The organism is Methylophilus sp. YYY-1, from assembly GCF_029132825.1.
Taxonomy (GTDB): domain Bacteria; phylum Pseudomonadota; class Gammaproteobacteria; order Burkholderiales; family Methylophilaceae; genus Methylophilus; species Methylophilus glucosoxydans.
On record NZ_WOVG01000002.1, the window covers coordinates 436038 to 452632 of the forward strand.

Here is a 16595-nt window from a genome sequence, read left to right on the forward strand (position 1 = left end):
AAATATGTTTACGGTATTGGTGTATAAAAGTCGCTCAGTGAAGCAGCTGGTGGGGGATGAACTTGCTGCATTGGTTGACGCTGCAGCTGAAAAGAATCAAAAGAATGCCATTTCAGGCGTGCTCTTATACGATGGCGACTATTTTCTGCAATATCTGGAAGGTCCGGATATTGCCATCAAGCTGCTTTATCATCTGATTACCTTGGATGACAGGCATCGTAATGTGGTCAAGCTGATGGAGGACTTTTCTCCTGCGCGGCGATTTGGCGGCTGGTCCATGTACTGCATTGATGTGCAAAAGGTGTATGGTGAAGACATTTATGCCCTGTTGTCAGAGGGGGCTACCTTTAATAGCGGCGAGTCGCTCCCCGATCATGACCGTGTTATCAAACTGATCACGGCCTTTGCCACCTCCCGCTGGAGCGATGGCGAGCGGACACTGCACGCGGAAGACTGGCAGTTTCAGCCCCAACCATCCCCTTTTGATGTCGTGAATCCTGCCCGCATTCAGCAGGCGGCTTGCCAGTTTGCATTTCAACCGATTGTTTCTCCGCTGACCGGACTGATCTCTTCGATTGAAGCGCTGATCCGCAGCCCGTCTGGCGGCTCCCCGCAGCAATGTTTTGAGGGATTGTCAGCCGAGGAGTTATATGTATTCGATCTGGAATCCAAGCAGCACGCGTTGGCCCTGGCATCGCAGATGCAACTCGGGCCGATCAAGTTATCCATCAATCTGTTGCCGATGTCTTTGGTGCGGGTGCCCAATGCGGTGGAAAAGCTGCTCAGTTATATCGCACAGTTTGATTTCAAGCCGCAGCAAATCATCGTTGAAATCACCGAGCAAGAGTCTATTGCTAACTTTGATGACTTTCAGCGCGCCATCAGGGAATTACGTCTGGCAGGCATTAGTGTGTCGATTGATGATTTTGGTGCCGGCTTTGCCGGGCTGACCTTGCTGTCCAAATTTCAGCCTGAGAAGCTTAAGGTGGATAGACTGATTGTTGAAAATATTCACAAGGATGGCCCCAAGCAGGCGATTGTGCGGGCGCTGATTGAGTGTGCCCATGCGCTGGGCATTACGATTGTGGCCGAAGGGGTAGAGACCGTGGAAGAATGGTGCTGGCTACAATCTGCTGGCGTCGATTTGTTTCAAGGGTTTTTATTTGCCAAGCCCATGCTCAATGGGGTGGCACCTATCCAGTGGCCTGTTCAGACTTAATAGTTAGACTGGGGCAGCACGTAAGCGCCACCCAGTGCCACCATCAAAGCCACTGAAGCATTGAGCCTGCGCCCGGTGATGGAGAGCAGGTTGCGCTCGGCGCTCAACAGGGTGGATTGCACGTTGACCACGTATTGGTATTCACTGATGCCGGCACGGTAGCGGTTTTCGGTTTGGGTGACGGCTTCGCGTGCAAATTTGACGGCGGTTTCCTGTTCTTTTGCCTCCGCCTCCAGAATACGCAGCAAGGCCAGATTATCCTCAACTTCGCGCAAGCCATTAATCACGGTTTGTTTATAGGTGGCGACACTGGCATCGTAGCGGGCAATGGCCGCATTGGTATTCGATCTACGCAGCTGATTATCAAAAATCGGCCCTGCCAGCGCGGGGCCCAGTGACCAGAGGCGGTTAGGCAGCGAAAGCAGATTGCTCAGGCTGTTGTCACTATAGCCAAAGGTCGCGCCCAGCGTCAGCGTGGGGAAGAGTGCCGCCCGTGCAACGCCGATCTGTGCATTGGCGGAGGCAACCCTGCGCTCAGCCCCGGCTATGTCTGGTCTGCGTTCCAGCAGGCTGGCAGGCAAGCCTGTATTCGCGGCGGGTAGAGACAAATTGGCCACGTCCTTGTATGGTTGTTCGGGGATGGACAATTCTGCTGGCGGCTTGCCGATCAGTACTGCAATCGCATGCTCCAGTTGCGCGCGCGAGGCGCTGATATCAATCGACTGCGCCAAGGTGTTGCGCAATTGCGTTTCGGCCTGGGCGATTTCCGTGCGCGAGGCCAAGCCCACGTTATAGCGGTTGGTGGTCAGCTTGAGTGAGCGATCAAAGCTTTTGGCCGTGTTATCCAGCAGCAGCTTTTGCGAGTCGAGAATCCTGAGCTGAAAATAGGTTTGCGCCAGCGTAGACTGGACCGAGAGCTTGGCCGCAGCCAGGTCGGCGGCCGTGGCTTCGGCATTGGTTTCGCCGGCAATCACGCTGTTACGTATCCTGCCCCACAAGTCCATCTCCCAACTGGCATTGAGGCCAATGCTGTAATCACTGCGCACGCCAGTGGTATTGGTGGTCTCTCCGCGGGTGGCGCCTGCCTGACCGTTGAGTGCGGGCAATTGCGGCGAGTGGCTCGCCCGCGCCAGTGCCAGCCCTTGCCGATAATTGGCCTCCGCAATCAGGATGGTATAGTTGGCTTGATTGGCCTGGGTGAGTAAGGCGGTCAGTTGGGGATCGTTGTAGCGTTCCCACCAGGCCGCAGACAGTTCTGGTGAACCGGGCTCGGCCACTTTCCAGCCTGCAGGCGGCGGTTCTTTGTATTGTGCCGGTATCTCGACGCGCGGGCGTACATAGTCTTGCCAGACGCTGCATCCTTGTATCATCAGGCCCGCCATGGCCAGCACCCACATTTTGACTATGTTCATACCGTTTGATTCTTCAAAGAATTTGAGTTTAACGAGAGGCCGAAACGCTGGCTGAGCCAACGCCCCGCATCATCCAGATACAGATAAACCACGGGCGTGGTGACCAGCGTCAGCACTTGCCCTACCAGCAGGCCACCGACAATGGAGATGCCCAGCGGCTGACGGATTTCAGCACCATCGCCGACGCCCAGCAACAAGGGCACCGCCCCCAGCACCGCCGCCAGCGTGGTCATTAAAATGGGCCGCAAGCGTTGCAGGCAGGCCTGGGTGACGGCGGCTTCGGCAGAGAGCGCGTGTTCACGCCGCAAATGAATCGCCGCATCAATCATGATAATGGCGTTTTTCATGACAATGCCCACCAGGAGCACAATGCCTATCATAGCGATAATGGTCAACTCGCTGTCAAACCATAACAGGGCCAGCAAGGCGCCTATGCCCGCCGAGGGCAGGGTGGAGAGGATGGTCAGCGGATGGATCAGGCTTTCGTACAGCATGCCCAGCACGATGTAGATCGCGATCACGGCGGTCAGGATCAGCCACGGCTGGCTATCCATGGAATCCTGAAACGCTTTGGCTTTACCGGCAAAGGTGCCATGGATGCTCTCTGGCGGCGCCAGCGCGGCAAAGGTCGATTCGATGGCCTGGCTGGCGGCATCCAGCGCATAGCCTTGGGCCAGGTTAAACGAGACCGTGGCGGCGGCAAACTGCCCCTGGTGATTGACCGCCAGCGGCGTATTCACCGGTTGCCAGTGGGCAAAGCTCGCCAGCGGAATGCGCTGGTTTTTCAGGCTGGTCAGGTAGATATTCTGCAAGGACTCCGGCCCCTGCGCAAAGCGGGCCGCCACCGTCATCACCACATAGTATTGATTGAGCGGCTCGTAAATGGTGGAGACCAGCCGCTGGCCAAAGGCATCATTCAAGGCACTGTCAATCTGCTGCTGGGTAATGCCCAGGCGCGTGGCCGCATCGCGGTCCACCACCAGATTAATCTGCAAGCCCTTGTCTTGTGCATCACTGGAGACGTCAGTCAGTTGCGGCAGCTTGGCCATGGCATCTTTGAGTTTGGGAGCAAACTGGCGCAAATCGTCTACGCTGCTGGAGAGTAAGGTGTATTGGTATTCTGCCGAGCCCGGACGCAAGCCGATATTGAATTCCTGTTGTGGCCGCAAGCGTAACGAAGCGCCAGCCACGCGGTCCAGTTGCGGACGCAAGCGATCCACCACTTCTTGCGCCGAGGCCTGGCGCTCTGCACGGGGTTTCAGCCGCGCATTGAGCATGCCGGTATTGGATTGCCCGCCGCCAAAGCCACCCGTGTATTCATAATAGGTATCGATATCGGGGTCGCGGGCGATGATCTGCATGAATTGGGCCACTTTTTCACGCATGGCCCAAAACGACAGATTCTGGTCGCCCTCGAAGTTGCCTTGCAAGCGGCCGGTATCTTGCAGCGGAAAAAAGCCCTTGGGCACCAGGGTATACAGATAAAGGTTACTGGCGATGGCCACGGTGAAGAGCAGCAGAATCAGGCGCCTGTGGTGCAGGCTCCAGCGCAGCACACGCTGATACACCGACGCAGGCCAGGGTTGGTCCTGCGTGGCGGGAGCGGGACTCGTATGGTCAGCGCCACCCGTCTTTGCGCCATGCTTTGCTGCTTGCGGCCGCAGTAGTTTGGAGGAGAGGACGGGTGTCAGTGTCAGCGACACCAGCAATGAAATGATCACCGCACTGGCCAGCGTGATTGAAAACTCGCGGAACATGCGCCCGACCACACCGTCCATGAACAGCAGCGGAATAAATGCCGCAATCAGCGCCAGGCTCATGGCGATAATGGTAAATGACACCTCGTGCACTGCTCGCAGCGCCGCCTGCAAGGGGCTGAGGCCATGTTCAATGTGCCGGGCCGTATTTTCGACTACCACAATCGCATCATCCACCACAAAGCCGGTGGCAATAATGAGCGCCATCAGGGTCAGATTATTGAGGCTGAAACCGCACAGGTAAATCACGGCCAGCGTCCCCAGCAAGGACACCGGAATGGCGATGCTGGGAATCAGCGCCGCGCGCCCGCTTTTTAAAAACAGAAAAGTCACCACGATCACTAATCCAATCGAGATCAGCAGGCTGTGTTCGACTTCTTCTAACGATTTGCGGACGATGGTGCTGCGGTCTATGAGCACTTCCATGGCGATGCCTGGCGGCAACAAGGGCTGCAGCCTGGGCAGCAAGGCCTTGATGCCATCAACCGTGGCGACAATGTTGGCGCCCGGGATATTATTCACCGCGATGACCACGCCGGGCTTTTGCTTGACGCTACCGGCGCTGCGCAGCTCCTGCACCGAGTCTTTCACCTCGGCAATGTCGCGCAGCCTGACCGGGGCGGCATTGCGCCAGGCCACAATCAAATCACGAAAATCGGCCGCCTGGCGGTTACTGTCGTTCACTTCCAGCTGCCAGCGTTTGCTGGCACTCTCGATAAAGCCTTTGGGTAAATGGGCGTTGGCATTGGCGATGGCCGTGCGGATCTGGTCCAGGCTAATGCCATATTGATTGGCAGTGAGCGGATTCACTTCTACCCTGACCGCCCGCAAGGCGCTGCCATTGACGTTGACCTGGCCTACGCCATCGACTTGCGAGATGCGCTGCCCGACCAGGCTGTAGGCCACATCGTACAGCTCGGACTGGCTGTAGCGGTCCGAGGTCAGCGCGATATGCATGATCATGGTCGGGCCACTCTTGCGCCAGGTTGGGTTGCTTTGCATGCCGGCTGGCAGCAAGGGGATGGCGGTATTGATGGCCGCTTGCACATCGCGTGCGGCACTGTCTGCATTGCGATCCAGATCAAACTGCAAACTGACCCGGGTTTGGCCCTTGGTGCTGCTGGAGGTCATTTCGTTGAGGCCGGCAATATTACCCAGCGAACGCTCCAGCGGCGAGGCCACAGCCGAGGCCATGGTTTCGGCGCTGGCGCCGGGCAGGCGCGCAAACACATCGATGCTGGGCATTTCCACTTGCGGCAGCGAGGCAATCGGCAGCGCCACATAAGCCGCAATGCCGGGCAAGGCAATCGCCAGTGCCAGCAAGGTGGTGGCCACGGGGCGGCGCAAAAACAGCGTGAGCCCACTCATGGGCTTGCCTCGCTGTGTGCGACAGCTTTGCGCTGACCAGGCTGGGCCAGGCGGTCAAACATCAGGTAGATGACAGGCGTGGTAAACAAGGTGAGCAGCTGGCTTACTAACAGGCCGCCTATCATGGCAATGCCGAGCGGCGCACGCAATTCTGAGCCGGGGCCATCGCCGGTGACCAGCGGCACGGCACTTAACAGCGCCGCCAGCGTGGTCATCAGGATAGGCCGGAACCTGAGCAGGCAGGCTTCATAAATGGCTTCTTCAGGCGACTTGCCATGATGGCGCTCGGCCTCCAGCGCAAAATCAATCATCATGATGGCATTTTTTTGCACAATGCCGATCAGCAGGATAATGCCGATGATGGCAATCACGCTGAGCGGGTGCCCGGTCAGCATGAGGGCCAGCAAGGCGCCGACGCCAGCAGAAGGCAAGGTGGAGAGGATGGTCAGCGGGTGGATATAGCTTTCATACAAAATGCCCAGCACGATATACATGGTGAGGATGGCGGCCAGCATTAAAAATAATTCGTTGCCGAGTGCGGCATTAAAGGCGGCAGCCGCGCCCTGAAAGCGGCTAATCATGGTGGCCGGGAATTGCATGCGCTGTTTGACTGCATCAATCGCGGCCACAGCATCCCCCAGGGCATAGCCCTCGGCAAGGTTAAAGCCAATGGTGACCGAGGGTAACTGGTCTTCCCGGTTCACTACCAGCGCCGCCGGTTGCTCGCTGATGCGGGCGATACTCGCCAGCGGCACCTGGCGCCCGGTATTGCTGGTGACATAAACCTGATCCAGCGCCTGCAAGCCCGAGGCCGAGGACGGTTGCGACTCAAGAATCACGCGATACTGATTGGCCTGGGTGAAAATGGTACTGATCATGCGCTGGCCAAAGGCGCTATAGAGCGCATTGTCCACATCCGCCATGGTAATGCCCAGCCGCCCGGCACTGTCGCGGTCCACGGTCACGGCGGCGCGCAGGCCGTCGCTGTGCAAGTTATGTGTGACGGTGGTCAGTTGCGGCAGCTTGCGCAGTGCTTGCATAAAGCCGGGGAGCGCGCTTTGCAAGGCCTGCGGATCGGTGCTGGTCAGCAGGTATTGATACTGGGTCTGGCTGACACGGTCTGACAGCGTCAGGTCTTGCACCGGTTGCATAAACAGCTTGAGCGGGGCGGTGGCCTCCAGGCGAGATTGCAAGCGGGTAATGACCTCGCTGGCGCTGGCCTGGCGTTGCGGGTAGGGCTTGAGGTTGATCAGCATGCGGCCACTGTTATGCGTGGTGTTGACCCCATCCACGCCCACCACAGAAGAAATACTTTCTACATCGGCATCCTGCAAAATGGCTTCTACCACGGCTTGCTGCTTGTGGCTGATGACGCTGAAGGCATCCGAACCGTTGGCCTCAGTCATCACCTGGATAAAGCCGGTATCCTGGGTCGGGAACAGGCCTTTGGGGATGCTGATCACCAGCGTGACCGTTAGCACCAGCGAGGCGGCGGCAAGCAGCAATACCAGTGGCTGGTGCCGCAAGGCAACCTGCAGTCCTCTGCCGTAATAGGCAATGATGCGGTCTATGAGGTTAGTCTGGTTTGCGACAGGGGCTTTGGCCGGTTTGAGCAAGCGCGCACACAGCATGGGCGTCAGGGTGAGCGAGACTACCGCCGAAATCAGGATGGCAACGGCCAGTGTGACGGCAAACTCGCGGAACAAGCGGCCAATCACATCGCCCATAAACAGCAAGGGGATCAGCACCGCAATCAGTGAAAAGGTCAGCGAGATGATGGTAAAACCGATCTGGCGGGCGCCCTTGATGGCGGCATTCATCGGCGTCTCGCCTTCTTCAATATGGCGCGCGATATTCTCAATCATGACAATGGCATCATCGACCACAAAGCCGGTGGCAATGGTCAGCGCCATCAGAGTGAGGTTGTTGATGCTAAAGCCCGCCGCATACATGATGCTAAACGTGCCCACCAGCGACAGCGGTACAGTCAAACTGGGGATGACGGTGCCCGCCGCCGTGCGCAAAAACAGGAAGATCACCATCACCACCAGGGCAATGGCCAGCATGAGCTCAAACTGCACATCTTCAAGCGCACTACGGATGGTATGCGTGCGGTTAGTGAGTTCGCTGACGCTGACATCGGCCGGCAAGCCCGCCGTCAGGCCGGGCAGGCGCTCGCGAATCTGCTCGACCACCTCAATCACATTGGCGCCGGGCTGGCGGCGGATATTGACCAGAATGGCGGGCGTTTGATTGGCCCAGGCAGAGATATACAAATCTTCTTGTGCCTCTTTCACCTCAGCCACATCCCGCAGGCGCACAGGTCGGTCACCGGTGTTGGCAATGATCAGGTTACGGTATTCCTCTGCGGACCGCAGTTGGCTGTTGGCATCGAGTTCATAGGCCAGCAAGGGGCCATCAATATTGCCTTTGGCCTGGTTGGAGTTGGCGCTGTCTATGATGGTGCGCAGCGTATTCATGCCCAGCCCGTAGGCCGCCAGCACGGGCTGATTCACCTGAATGCGGATCGCCGGTTTTTGCCCGCCATCCACACTGACCAGGCCCACGCCACTCACCTGCGCAATTTTTTGTGCCATGCGTGTATCCACCAGGTCGCGTAACTTTGGCAATGGCAGGCTCTGCGAAGTCACGGCCAGCGTCAGCACCGGGGCATCGGCCGGGTTCACCTTGTTATAGATGGGCGGGGAGGGTAAATCCGCAGGCAAAAAGGTACTGGCCGCGTTCATGGCCGCCTGAACTGACTGGACGGCAACATCGAGGCTGTTTTTCAGGCTGAACTGCAAGGTAATGACTGAAACGCCGCCAGAGCTGGCAGATGACATATGTGCCAGGCCAGCCATAGAGCCAAATTGACGCTCCAGCGGTGAGGTCACATTCATCGCCATCACCTCGGCACTGGCGCCGGGGTAGAGCGTGACCACTTGAATCACCGGGTAATCGACCTGCGGCAAGGCAGCTTTTGGCAACAAGGTATACGCCAGCAGGCCCGCCAGCAGAATGGCGACCATCAATAACGAGGTCGCCACCGGTCTTAAAATAAACAGCCGTGAAGGGTTCATCATCGTCAGGCGTGCCGCTTATGCCCCGGCTGCCGCGCGACGTCTATGCTTGGATGCTTGTCCGTCAGCACTACCATTGGCCAGCGCTGGGTCCGCCTGCTCAGCCGGATCCAGCGCGTGATTCGGGTCCTTGACCCGCACTTTGGCGTCTTGCTTGAGTTTATCAATGCCGCTGCTCACCACCCGGTCACCCGGCTGCAAGCCCTTGGTAATGGCCGCGATTTCCGCGTCGGTATGCCCCACCGTCACCGCTTGCAACACCACTTTTTCGCCGTTGGTATCGGGCACAATTTTATACACAAAAGCGCCGTCCGGCCCTTGCTGCAAGGCATTGATCGGGATCACGCTGGCATGCGGAATCGTCTCGCTAAACAGTTTCACATTCACAAACTGGTTAGGAAACAGGTGGTCGTCCTCGTTGGCAAAGGCCGCCTTGAGCTTAAGTGTGCCCGAGGTGGTATCAATCTGGTTATCAATACTCTCAAGCACCCCGCTGGCCAACCGCCGCGTATTGCCTTTGTCCCACGCTTCTACCTTGAGTTTGTGCAAGCCAGCGCTTGACTGGCTTTGTGCCACCAGACGCGTGATGCGGTCTTCCGGCAGCGTAAACACCACATGGATAGGATGAATCGCATTAATCACCGCAATCGGGCTGGTGGTGTCGATATTGTTGCCGCTATCGACCTGACGCAAGCCAATGCGGCCGCTGATCGGCGCGGTGATGTTGGTAAAACTGAGCTGTAACCTGGCGTTTTCCACCGAGGCTTTGTCTGCCTGCACCGTGCCCTGATATTGCTGCACCAGCGAGGCTTGTGAGTCTACTTGCTGCGAGGCAATCGAGTCTTGCGCTTGCAGGGTTTTATAGCGCTCCAAATCAATCTGGCTATTTTTGAGCAAGGCCTGGTTGCGCACTGCCTGCCCCTGAATCTGCCCCAGCGCCGTTTCAAACGGACGCGGATCAATCTTCGCCAATAACTGCCCTTGCTTGACCAGCTGACCTTCCTGAAAAGCCACTTGAATCAATTGCCCGGCCACGCGGCTGGTCACCGTCACCACCGCAGACGGAATCGCCGTCCCCAGCGCCGTATGTGTCACCGGAATATCGGCAACCGTTACCGTGGCCGCTGTCACTGGCGTTGGCTTGTCTCCCCCCGGGCCATGATGGCCGCCGTGTCCGCGACCATGCCCTTGCCCAGCTTGCGCCTCGGCCTGGGGCGCCTCAGCCCCTTGATCGGTACGCGGATGTTTCCAGAACCAGAGTGCCAATCCCAGGGCAATCAGTCCTATTGCAGTGTTCAATAGCGCTTTTTTATTAGACATAGCCGACTCAATATGCTTGCTCAACGTTGAAAATACAAACATCTCTTCATGCGGTCAATCATTCACCCCCGCGACTTGCATTTTATCGCGCCCATCCCCCGATTCTGGTTTTCCAGAAAAAGAAAATTCCAAATCGCAAACGGGAGTTGTTTGTAATTGGGGTGGGACTCACTGTGATATCTGTTTACAGGGCGTAACCTTGCATCACCGCATTGAGTGCTGCATTTGCTAGGCAGCTAATCTAACAATTGGTGCGATTATTGTGCAAAAGATTTTGTCACGAAATGTATCAACCCCTGATTCAACGCCGGGGATTGAAGCGGGCTTAGTCAGGGGTAGGCGGCGAAGACAAGTCAGGAAAAAGTAATTTTGCGGGCTGCTTCTGCTAGAAGCTCAAAGACGATTGCAACGGCGCATCTGTTGCAGACTCAGCGACCATCACCCGCACCGGGTCTCCTCGCTGCAGTATCCCACTTTTTAAAACCCGAGCCGTGACCCCGCCATGACCACGCATGGCGTTGTAACCGCCTGTCCCCAGCACCTGCTCCATACGTGAGCATGGCTCACAAGGGCCAGTCACCTCCAGCACCACTTCGCCTATCAATAGATGCAAGGGCTGATCTTTAAACAGCGATTTAGCCGCCAGCAGATTGAGTCCGGAGACAATCAGGTTGCGCCTGAGCACCGCCGGATCCACCTGCGCCCGCCCCGTGAGTGCCGCAATCACTGGTAAATGCTCGGCTTGCAGCAAGGTCACCTGCCGTTTGCTGCCATTCGCTTGTGATGACGCGCGCAAGCTGGCTCTATCCCCTTGCAATCCACGGTTTGCTATCGCTAAGGCTTGATTGGGTGACAAACAAGGCTGACCGCGATCTGGACGAAGGTAAATGGTTTCCAGTCGACCGTGTTGGCTAAAGTGCTGGGTTAAGTCACGCAGGGTGGCGGTTTGCATTAATTGAGTCTTAAAAATAAGCGGCGATTCATAAATTGGGGCGCTGGGAAAACACAATTGATTTTGTTTGCGTATCGCCTAGAACGATTATATCGAGTTTGAATAGCGAGTCATGCAACCCATGCTCAAACTTTTTATCTACAGGCGATGATCCGCTTTAAGAACAAAAAGTATCAATATCCAGCAGTATTGTATTTCCATGCTAAGGGGTATAGTATTTGAAATAGACAGACCTGTCTTGCATTGATTCTTTTTAAAACATGACGGCATATAACAGTGCGCTTGGAGTGTCATATGAATGATGTTGCAGATGTAGTCAAAACCTTTCATGGTGGTTGTCCGCATGATTGTCCTGATACTTGCGCGATGCAGTTTCATGTCAAAAACGGCGAGCTGATTTCAGTTTCAGGTAACCCTGATCATCCGATGACGCGAGGCGGGTTATGCGTCAAATTAAAAGATTACGAAAAGCGGCATTATCATCCCAACCGCCTGCTGTACCCCATGAAGCGGGTAGGGCCCAAAGGCACCAATCAGTTTGAGCGCATCACCTGGGATGAGGCCCTGGATACCATTGTGGATCGATGGCAGGCATTGATCAATCATGAAGGCCCCCGCGCCATATTACCCGTCAGTTATCTGGGTAATCAGGGGCTGGTACATGGACTCAATGGCGGGGATGCCTTTTTCAACCGGCTGGGCGCCACCGTTTGTGAAAGAACCTTTTGTGGCGAAGGCTCCTGTACTGCCTGGTTACTCACAGTCGGGCCGACCGCCGGCGTGGACCCCGAAAGCTTTATCCATGCCAAATTCATCGTCATCTGGGCGTGTAACTCGGTCTCCACCAATCTTCATCACTGGCACATTATTAAAGATGCGCAAAAACGAGGGGCGAAGATCGTCGTTGTAGATTCGTTCGCTTCCAAAACCGCAAAAGAAGCCGATTGGCATATTGCCCCCAAACCAGGGACCGATGGCGCGCTGGCGATGGCGATGATGCACGTGATCATTGCAGAAGACTTGGTTGACCATGACTATGTTGAAAAATATACCGTGGGCTATGCCGAGCTGGCGGAAAGAGCTAAACCCTGCACGCCGGAATGGGCAGCTGACATCACAGGCATCCCCGCCGACCAGATTCGCCTGTTTGCCCGCGAATATGCGACCACGCCGCCAGCCGCCATCCGCATTGGCGTCGCGTTGGAACGCAGTTATGGCGGCAGTCAGGCGATACGCGCTGTCACCTCATTGCCAGCTCTTATCGGGGCCTGGCGCCACGTAGGCGGTGGAGCGCTGCAATTCCCAGTCTGGGAGCATCCTTACAAGTTTGATGTGATTTGCAGGCCGGACCTGATCCCTGAAGGTACGCCAGTGGTTAATATCCTGCAATTAGGCCGGGCGCTGCTTGGCGAAACACCGCTAGAGGTGCCGATTAAATCGATCATGGTGTGGAATACCAACCCGGTCACCCAATCGCCCGAAACTGACAAAGTCATCGAAGGGCTCAAGCGCGAAGACCTGTTTACCATTGTGGCAGACCATTTCATTTCAGATACGGCGTCGTATGCAGATATTGTCTTGCCCGCCGCCATGGGCGCAGAGCAGGAAGACATGATCTTATCCTGGGGTCATTTATACCTCACCTACAACACCAAATGTATAGAGCCTCCCGGCGAAGCCTTACCCAATAATGAAATATTCCGCCGCTTGGCCCAGCGTTTGGGCTTCGAAGAAGATAATTTCAAATGGAGTGACAGCGAATGTCTTGAAAACTATGTAGACTGGAGTTCACCCGCTTGCAAAGGCATAGACCTTAACTACATGCGTGAGCACGGGTTTGCAAGACTGAATGTCGGTACAAAAGACGACCGCGCCCCGCATCGTGAGGGCAATTTCCCCACCCCGACCGGTAAATGTATGTTCATGGTTGAAGGCGCCAAGAATTTTGTCGCCGGCCCTTTCAGGCAGATGTATGACGGTTTTCAACCGGGCGAAGATTTAGACCCATTGCCGGCCTATGTGCCCAGTCGGGAAGCGCCTGATACCAACGCAGCACTGGCGGCCAAGTTTCCATTAAACATCATCTCCCCAAAAAGCCATGGCTTTATCAACTCCTCATACGCGAATATGGAATCCAAACTCCGCGTGCAGGGCGAGCAATACCTGATGATCAACCCGGTAGATGCACTCGCACGCGATGTGCAGGATGGCATGATGGTCAAAACCTATAACGAAAGAGGCGCTTTTGAAGCGGTCGCCCGTGTCACTACTGATGTGAATCCCGGCATCGTGGTCGCTACTCTGGGCTATTGGCGCCAACTCAACAAGGGGACGGTGAACTGTATCAGTTCTGCCGAGTATGGTGACATGGGCCACTCAAATACGTTTAGCGACAATCTGGTAGAGGTTGAGCTTGTTTGAACAGTTACTTTGTAAAAGCAGAGGCAGGGTTTCGATTGATCTATCGAATTTTTTCACTCGGGATCGCCGCTAACTGTGAAAAGCTGTTCAATCAATCGGCTGAACAGTGACTACAAAATTAGTGGCGATTCATAAATCGTCAGTTTTTCCAGAAAACCGAAAATCGGAACTTAAAATAGATATAACAGATGATGCATTTACACACTCAGCATCAATCTGATTTTTAGGATTACTACTATGAATACACAAACAAACCAAAAAGAAGTTCCTCGTGTTGGCCCAGGGGAGCCAATCACAGAGCCACTACCGTATGAGGGCACGCCTATGCAGGTGTTTGCATATCTGGATATTGACCAACCATTTGTCGCTTGGGCGAGTTATCGTGGAGTATTGGTTTCGGCACATGCTAAGTATCAACCTCCACAATGCCCCATTTCCATGATGTTTGCGGGCATGATTGCTGCCCAAAACAATGTAAGGTTTCGCAATGAGATGTTGATTGAAACCTGGCGTCAGCAACACTTTCCAACATGCAATTCCAGACTCACTGGCATGTATTTTTTTGAAGACATGGCTTCTGCCCAACGTTTAAAAAACTGGGGGTATCACTTCACACCAGAGTATTTGGCTGAGTTAGCCTTACATCCATCTTCAAGCATTACTAAGGTTGACTCAAACTGGATTACATATGCCCCGCTTGATAAAAATGGGTACATCACTGATCCATCGTGGATACCTAGATATTGGTCGGGCGAGGCACACCCAGACCATGAACCATTATGGGAACTGATTGCTCAGGGTCGTGCCATTGTTTGCGGTAGTGATCTTAGAATCCGTGCCTATGATAATGTCTACAAGGCGTTTCCAACTGCATTATGTTTATTGGAAACCGGGAGAATCGCTGCTCACGTGGGGTCTGACTTGGGAAGTATTTTTCCATGGCTGATTAAAAATGATGAGGCAACGATGAAGGTTCAATATCATATCGATATGGAAGATGCACACAACGAGGTATTTTTGGCTAAAGTCCATGATTACAAAGGGCCAAGAAATTATCGTGATCTGGCAGTGGGTGGAGAATATTTTGGCTTACCACACTCTGAGGAATATATCGTGCAGTTTTCAGTGACAGATGACTTCCTTTACTCCGTTCATGCATCTGGAGCATTAAAAAATACATAAAAGTCACACAATCGGGTTTCAATTGCAGACGAAACAAAGGTAAAAGGTCCGGCTTCCTACTTTCTATCAATGGAGAAATCCAACCTCTATTCATGTGGCAACGGCTCTTGAGCTCGACGCAGTCTCCGGAAAATATTTCGCTAAATCCAAGATAGGAAAGTCGTCAAAAGCCAGTCGCGATATTAGTTTGCAGGAACAGTTGTGGAGCTTAACTCTTAAACAACTAAAAATCGAAAGTCCATTTGGGATATAACTTTAGTGTCGCACAAGGCTTGTCACCTTGTGCGACACTTCTTTTATATTTGGTCCATATTCTTCTTAGTTTATGACTACCAAGAAAAGTCGGTTTATTTACCCCATTTCTGGATTGAGTGAGGAAGAAAAGTTTAGCAGGCTTTTTTAGCTAGTACACGGAAGCATAAAGTGGCCGTTGCGGTCAATTTATGGTGCTAGTGACAACTATCTTGGCTTTGCTTTTATTTCTGGTGCGCCCGGCGAGATTCGAACTCACGACCCTTGGCTTCGGAAACCAATACTCTATCCAGCTGAGCTACGGGCGCAATCCTGCCATTATAGCAAATTAAGTGCGGCTGGCTTCGCTTGTCGCCGCTCAATTTTTAGGTGTGTTTGATTCAAAGCGTTTCTCGCTGTTACTTAAACTTGATCTTTTTGATCAAGTTAGTTTCGTCTTTGTAGTAATAGGCTTCGTATGAGATTTTCTTCAGAGAATAGACTTTTTCGATGACAATTTTGTCAGCGCCTATATTCTGCGCGTTTACATGGGCTTGTCTTGGCGCGTCCAGCGCTGTGAATGGAATAATCCTTTCAAATTCAAAGCCTTCGCCGTATTTGAACTCGATGGTATAGATTAAATCATCCCAGTTTAGCGTGGCGTCATAGCCCTTGGAGACGCGGACGATGTGTACGTTGGGGTCGTGTGCTTCTTGAATGCGGATGATGGCACTGTTGAGCAAGACGACGCCGGACAAGACCATGGCACCGTAGCCAACTTTGCTGAAGAGGCTGATGGAGATTTTAGGCAGCAGGTATTTCATCAGGTAAGTGGCTGCGACGGCGGCAATGGCGACCAGTATGCCGATGGTGAGTGCTTTTAGCGTAAATAATCCGAAATAGGCATATAGGCCCAGTTTGACGATGTGCAGAAAAATCTCATTGGCTGCGCGGGTGGCGATGATTTCTTCTTTGCTGAGCCCGTATCTAAGGTAAACACCGTTGAACAAAACGCCGACTGCGCCGGTGAGGGCGGAGATAAAGCCTGCGAGAAAACCGATGAATTTAAGAAAGTGGTTGGATAGCGCGGGTTTGTCTGCACTGGGGGCGGTGGTTTTTTTGAAGAGGTAGGGCAGGTTGCAGACCAGAAAAATGGCCATGCACAGCTCGATGTACATCGGGGCCAGGTAGCTGAGTAGCCAGGCGCCGACGATCACCCCCAGTAAGGCGAGGGGCAGAAAGTGCCTGACGATGCGCCAGTTAATGTGCTGGAAGAACAAATAGAGCTTGGTCAGTGAACTCACTGAGGTGCCTACCGATAGCGCCGCTGGCACCTGAGACGCCGGGAGCACGTGGCCTAGAATGGGGATCAGTAGCAGGCCTGCTCCGCCGCCGCAAACCATACTGATTGCAAACGCGATGAAGGCAATGAGGAAAACATTTAAATAAATCATGTGGGGCAGGGCAGGCGTTATGTTTTTGGTTGCATTTGAAACGCTCAAATCATAGCCCAAATGCCTGGGCTTTTAGTTAAGCATCTATAAAAAAGCGGCAGTCGTTTGGCAGGCAGGGGGTTAGCGCTCACCTTGCCTTGACTCGGGGAGCGTACTAAAGGTTGCAATAATCGTGTCATAGAGCGTGACTATGCTTGGC

The 16595-nt window shown here is 54.3% G+C and carries 9 protein-coding genes and 1 tRNA gene; 3 read left to right on the plus strand and 7 right to left on the minus strand.

The window, feature by feature from the left end; all coding sequences use genetic code 11:
* Positions 1 to 4: 4 nt before the first annotated feature.
* Positions 5 to 1219, plus strand: a complete 1215-nt coding sequence (locus GOC95_RS08760) for a diguanylate phosphodiesterase (protein WP_275356719.1) — start codon at positions 5 to 7, stop codon at positions 1217 to 1219.
* Here the strand turns inward: GOC95_RS08760 and GOC95_RS08765 are convergent.
* The 5 genes from GOC95_RS08765 to GOC95_RS08785 all read right to left on the minus strand — a co-directional run bounded on the left by GOC95_RS08765 (position 1216) and on the right by GOC95_RS08785 (position 11108).
* Positions 1216 to 2631, minus strand: coding sequence for an efflux transporter outer membrane subunit (locus GOC95_RS08765; RefSeq protein WP_275356720.1), 1416 nt, complete (start codon positions 2629 to 2631; stop codon positions 1216 to 1218). The genes GOC95_RS08760 and GOC95_RS08765 overlap by 4 nt on opposite strands.
* Entirely contained in the window at positions 2628 to 5756 is a 3129-nt protein-coding gene (locus GOC95_RS08770) for an efflux RND transporter permease subunit (RefSeq protein ID WP_275356721.1), read from the minus strand. Before GOC95_RS08770 ends, GOC95_RS08765 begins: the two co-directional genes overlap by 4 nt.
* Positions 5753 to 8839, minus strand: coding sequence for an efflux RND transporter permease subunit (locus tag GOC95_RS08775; protein WP_275356722.1), 3087 nt, complete (start codon positions 8837 to 8839; stop codon positions 5753 to 5755). Before GOC95_RS08775 ends, GOC95_RS08770 begins: the two co-directional genes overlap by 4 nt.
* Before the next feature lie 15 nt (positions 8840 to 8854).
* A complete protein-coding gene (locus GOC95_RS08780) occupies positions 8855 to 10156 on the minus strand; it encodes an MdtA/MuxA family multidrug efflux RND transporter periplasmic adaptor subunit (RefSeq protein ID WP_275356723.1) in 1302 nt (433 codons plus the stop codon).
* A 385-nt stretch (positions 10157 to 10541) separates the two neighbouring features.
* The gene (locus GOC95_RS08785; protein ID WP_275356724.1) at positions 10542 to 11108 is read right to left on the minus strand and encodes an MOSC domain-containing protein; all 567 of its coding nucleotides are present in this window, start codon (positions 11106 to 11108) and stop codon (positions 10542 to 10544) included.
* Positions 11109 to 11402: 294 nt separating this feature from the next.
* On the opposite strand from GOC95_RS08785, the gene GOC95_RS08790 reads away from it, so the two are divergent.
* Together GOC95_RS08790 and GOC95_RS08795 are read left to right on the plus strand one after the other, a co-directional pair.
* Positions 11403 to 13529 (plus strand): molybdopterin-dependent oxidoreductase, encoded by a 2127-nt coding sequence (locus GOC95_RS08790; RefSeq protein ID WP_275356726.1) that lies wholly within the window; start codon positions 11403 to 11405, stop codon positions 13527 to 13529.
* Positions 13530 to 13766: 237 nt separating this feature from the next.
* Positions 13767 to 14711 (plus strand): hypothetical protein, encoded by a 945-nt coding sequence (locus GOC95_RS08795; protein ID WP_275356727.1) that lies wholly within the window; start codon positions 13767 to 13769, stop codon positions 14709 to 14711.
* A gap of 483 nt (positions 14712 to 15194) precedes the next feature.
* Here the strand turns inward: GOC95_RS08795 and GOC95_RS08800 are convergent.
* Positions 15195 to 15271 (minus strand) — tRNA-Arg (locus GOC95_RS08800).
* Positions 15272 to 15361: 90 nt separating this feature from the next.
* Positions 15362 to 16396 (minus strand): sulfite exporter TauE/SafE family protein, encoded by a 1035-nt coding sequence (locus GOC95_RS08805; RefSeq protein WP_275356728.1) that lies wholly within the window; start codon positions 16394 to 16396, stop codon positions 15362 to 15364.
* Positions 16397 to 16595 lie beyond the last annotated feature (199 nt).

Bases quoted from the DNA above. Each gene is read 5' to 3' on its own strand.
- GOC95_RS08765 (WP_275356720.1), bottom strand. From the start codon at position 2,631: ATGAACATAGTCAAAATGTGGGTGCTGGCCATGGCGGGCCTGATGATA.
- GOC95_RS08795 (WP_275356727.1), top strand. From the start codon at position 13,767: ATGAATACACAAACAAACCAAAAAGAAGTTCCTCGTGTTGGCCCAGGG.
- GOC95_RS08790 (WP_275356726.1), top strand. From the start codon at position 11,403: ATGAATGATGTTGCAGATGTAGTCAAAACCTTTCATGGTGGTTGTCCG.
- GOC95_RS08775 (WP_275356722.1), bottom strand. From the start codon at position 8,839: ATGATGAACCCTTCACGGCTGTTTATTTTAAGACCGGTGGCGACCTCG.
- GOC95_RS08770 (WP_275356721.1), bottom strand. From the start codon at position 5,756: ATGAGTGGGCTCACGCTGTTTTTGCGCCGCCCCGTGGCCACCACCTTG.
- GOC95_RS08780 (WP_275356723.1), bottom strand. From the start codon at position 10,156: ATGTCTAATAAAAAAGCGCTATTGAACACTGCAATAGGACTGATTGCC.
- GOC95_RS08785 (WP_275356724.1), bottom strand. From the start codon at position 11,108: ATGCAAACCGCCACCCTGCGTGACTTAACCCAGCACTTTAGCCAACAC.
- GOC95_RS08805 (WP_275356728.1), bottom strand. From the start codon at position 16,396: ATGATTTATTTAAATGTTTTCCTCATTGCCTTCATCGCGTTTGCAATC.
- GOC95_RS08760 (WP_275356719.1), top strand. From the start codon at position 5: ATGTTTACGGTATTGGTGTATAAAAGTCGCTCAGTGAAGCAGCTGGTG.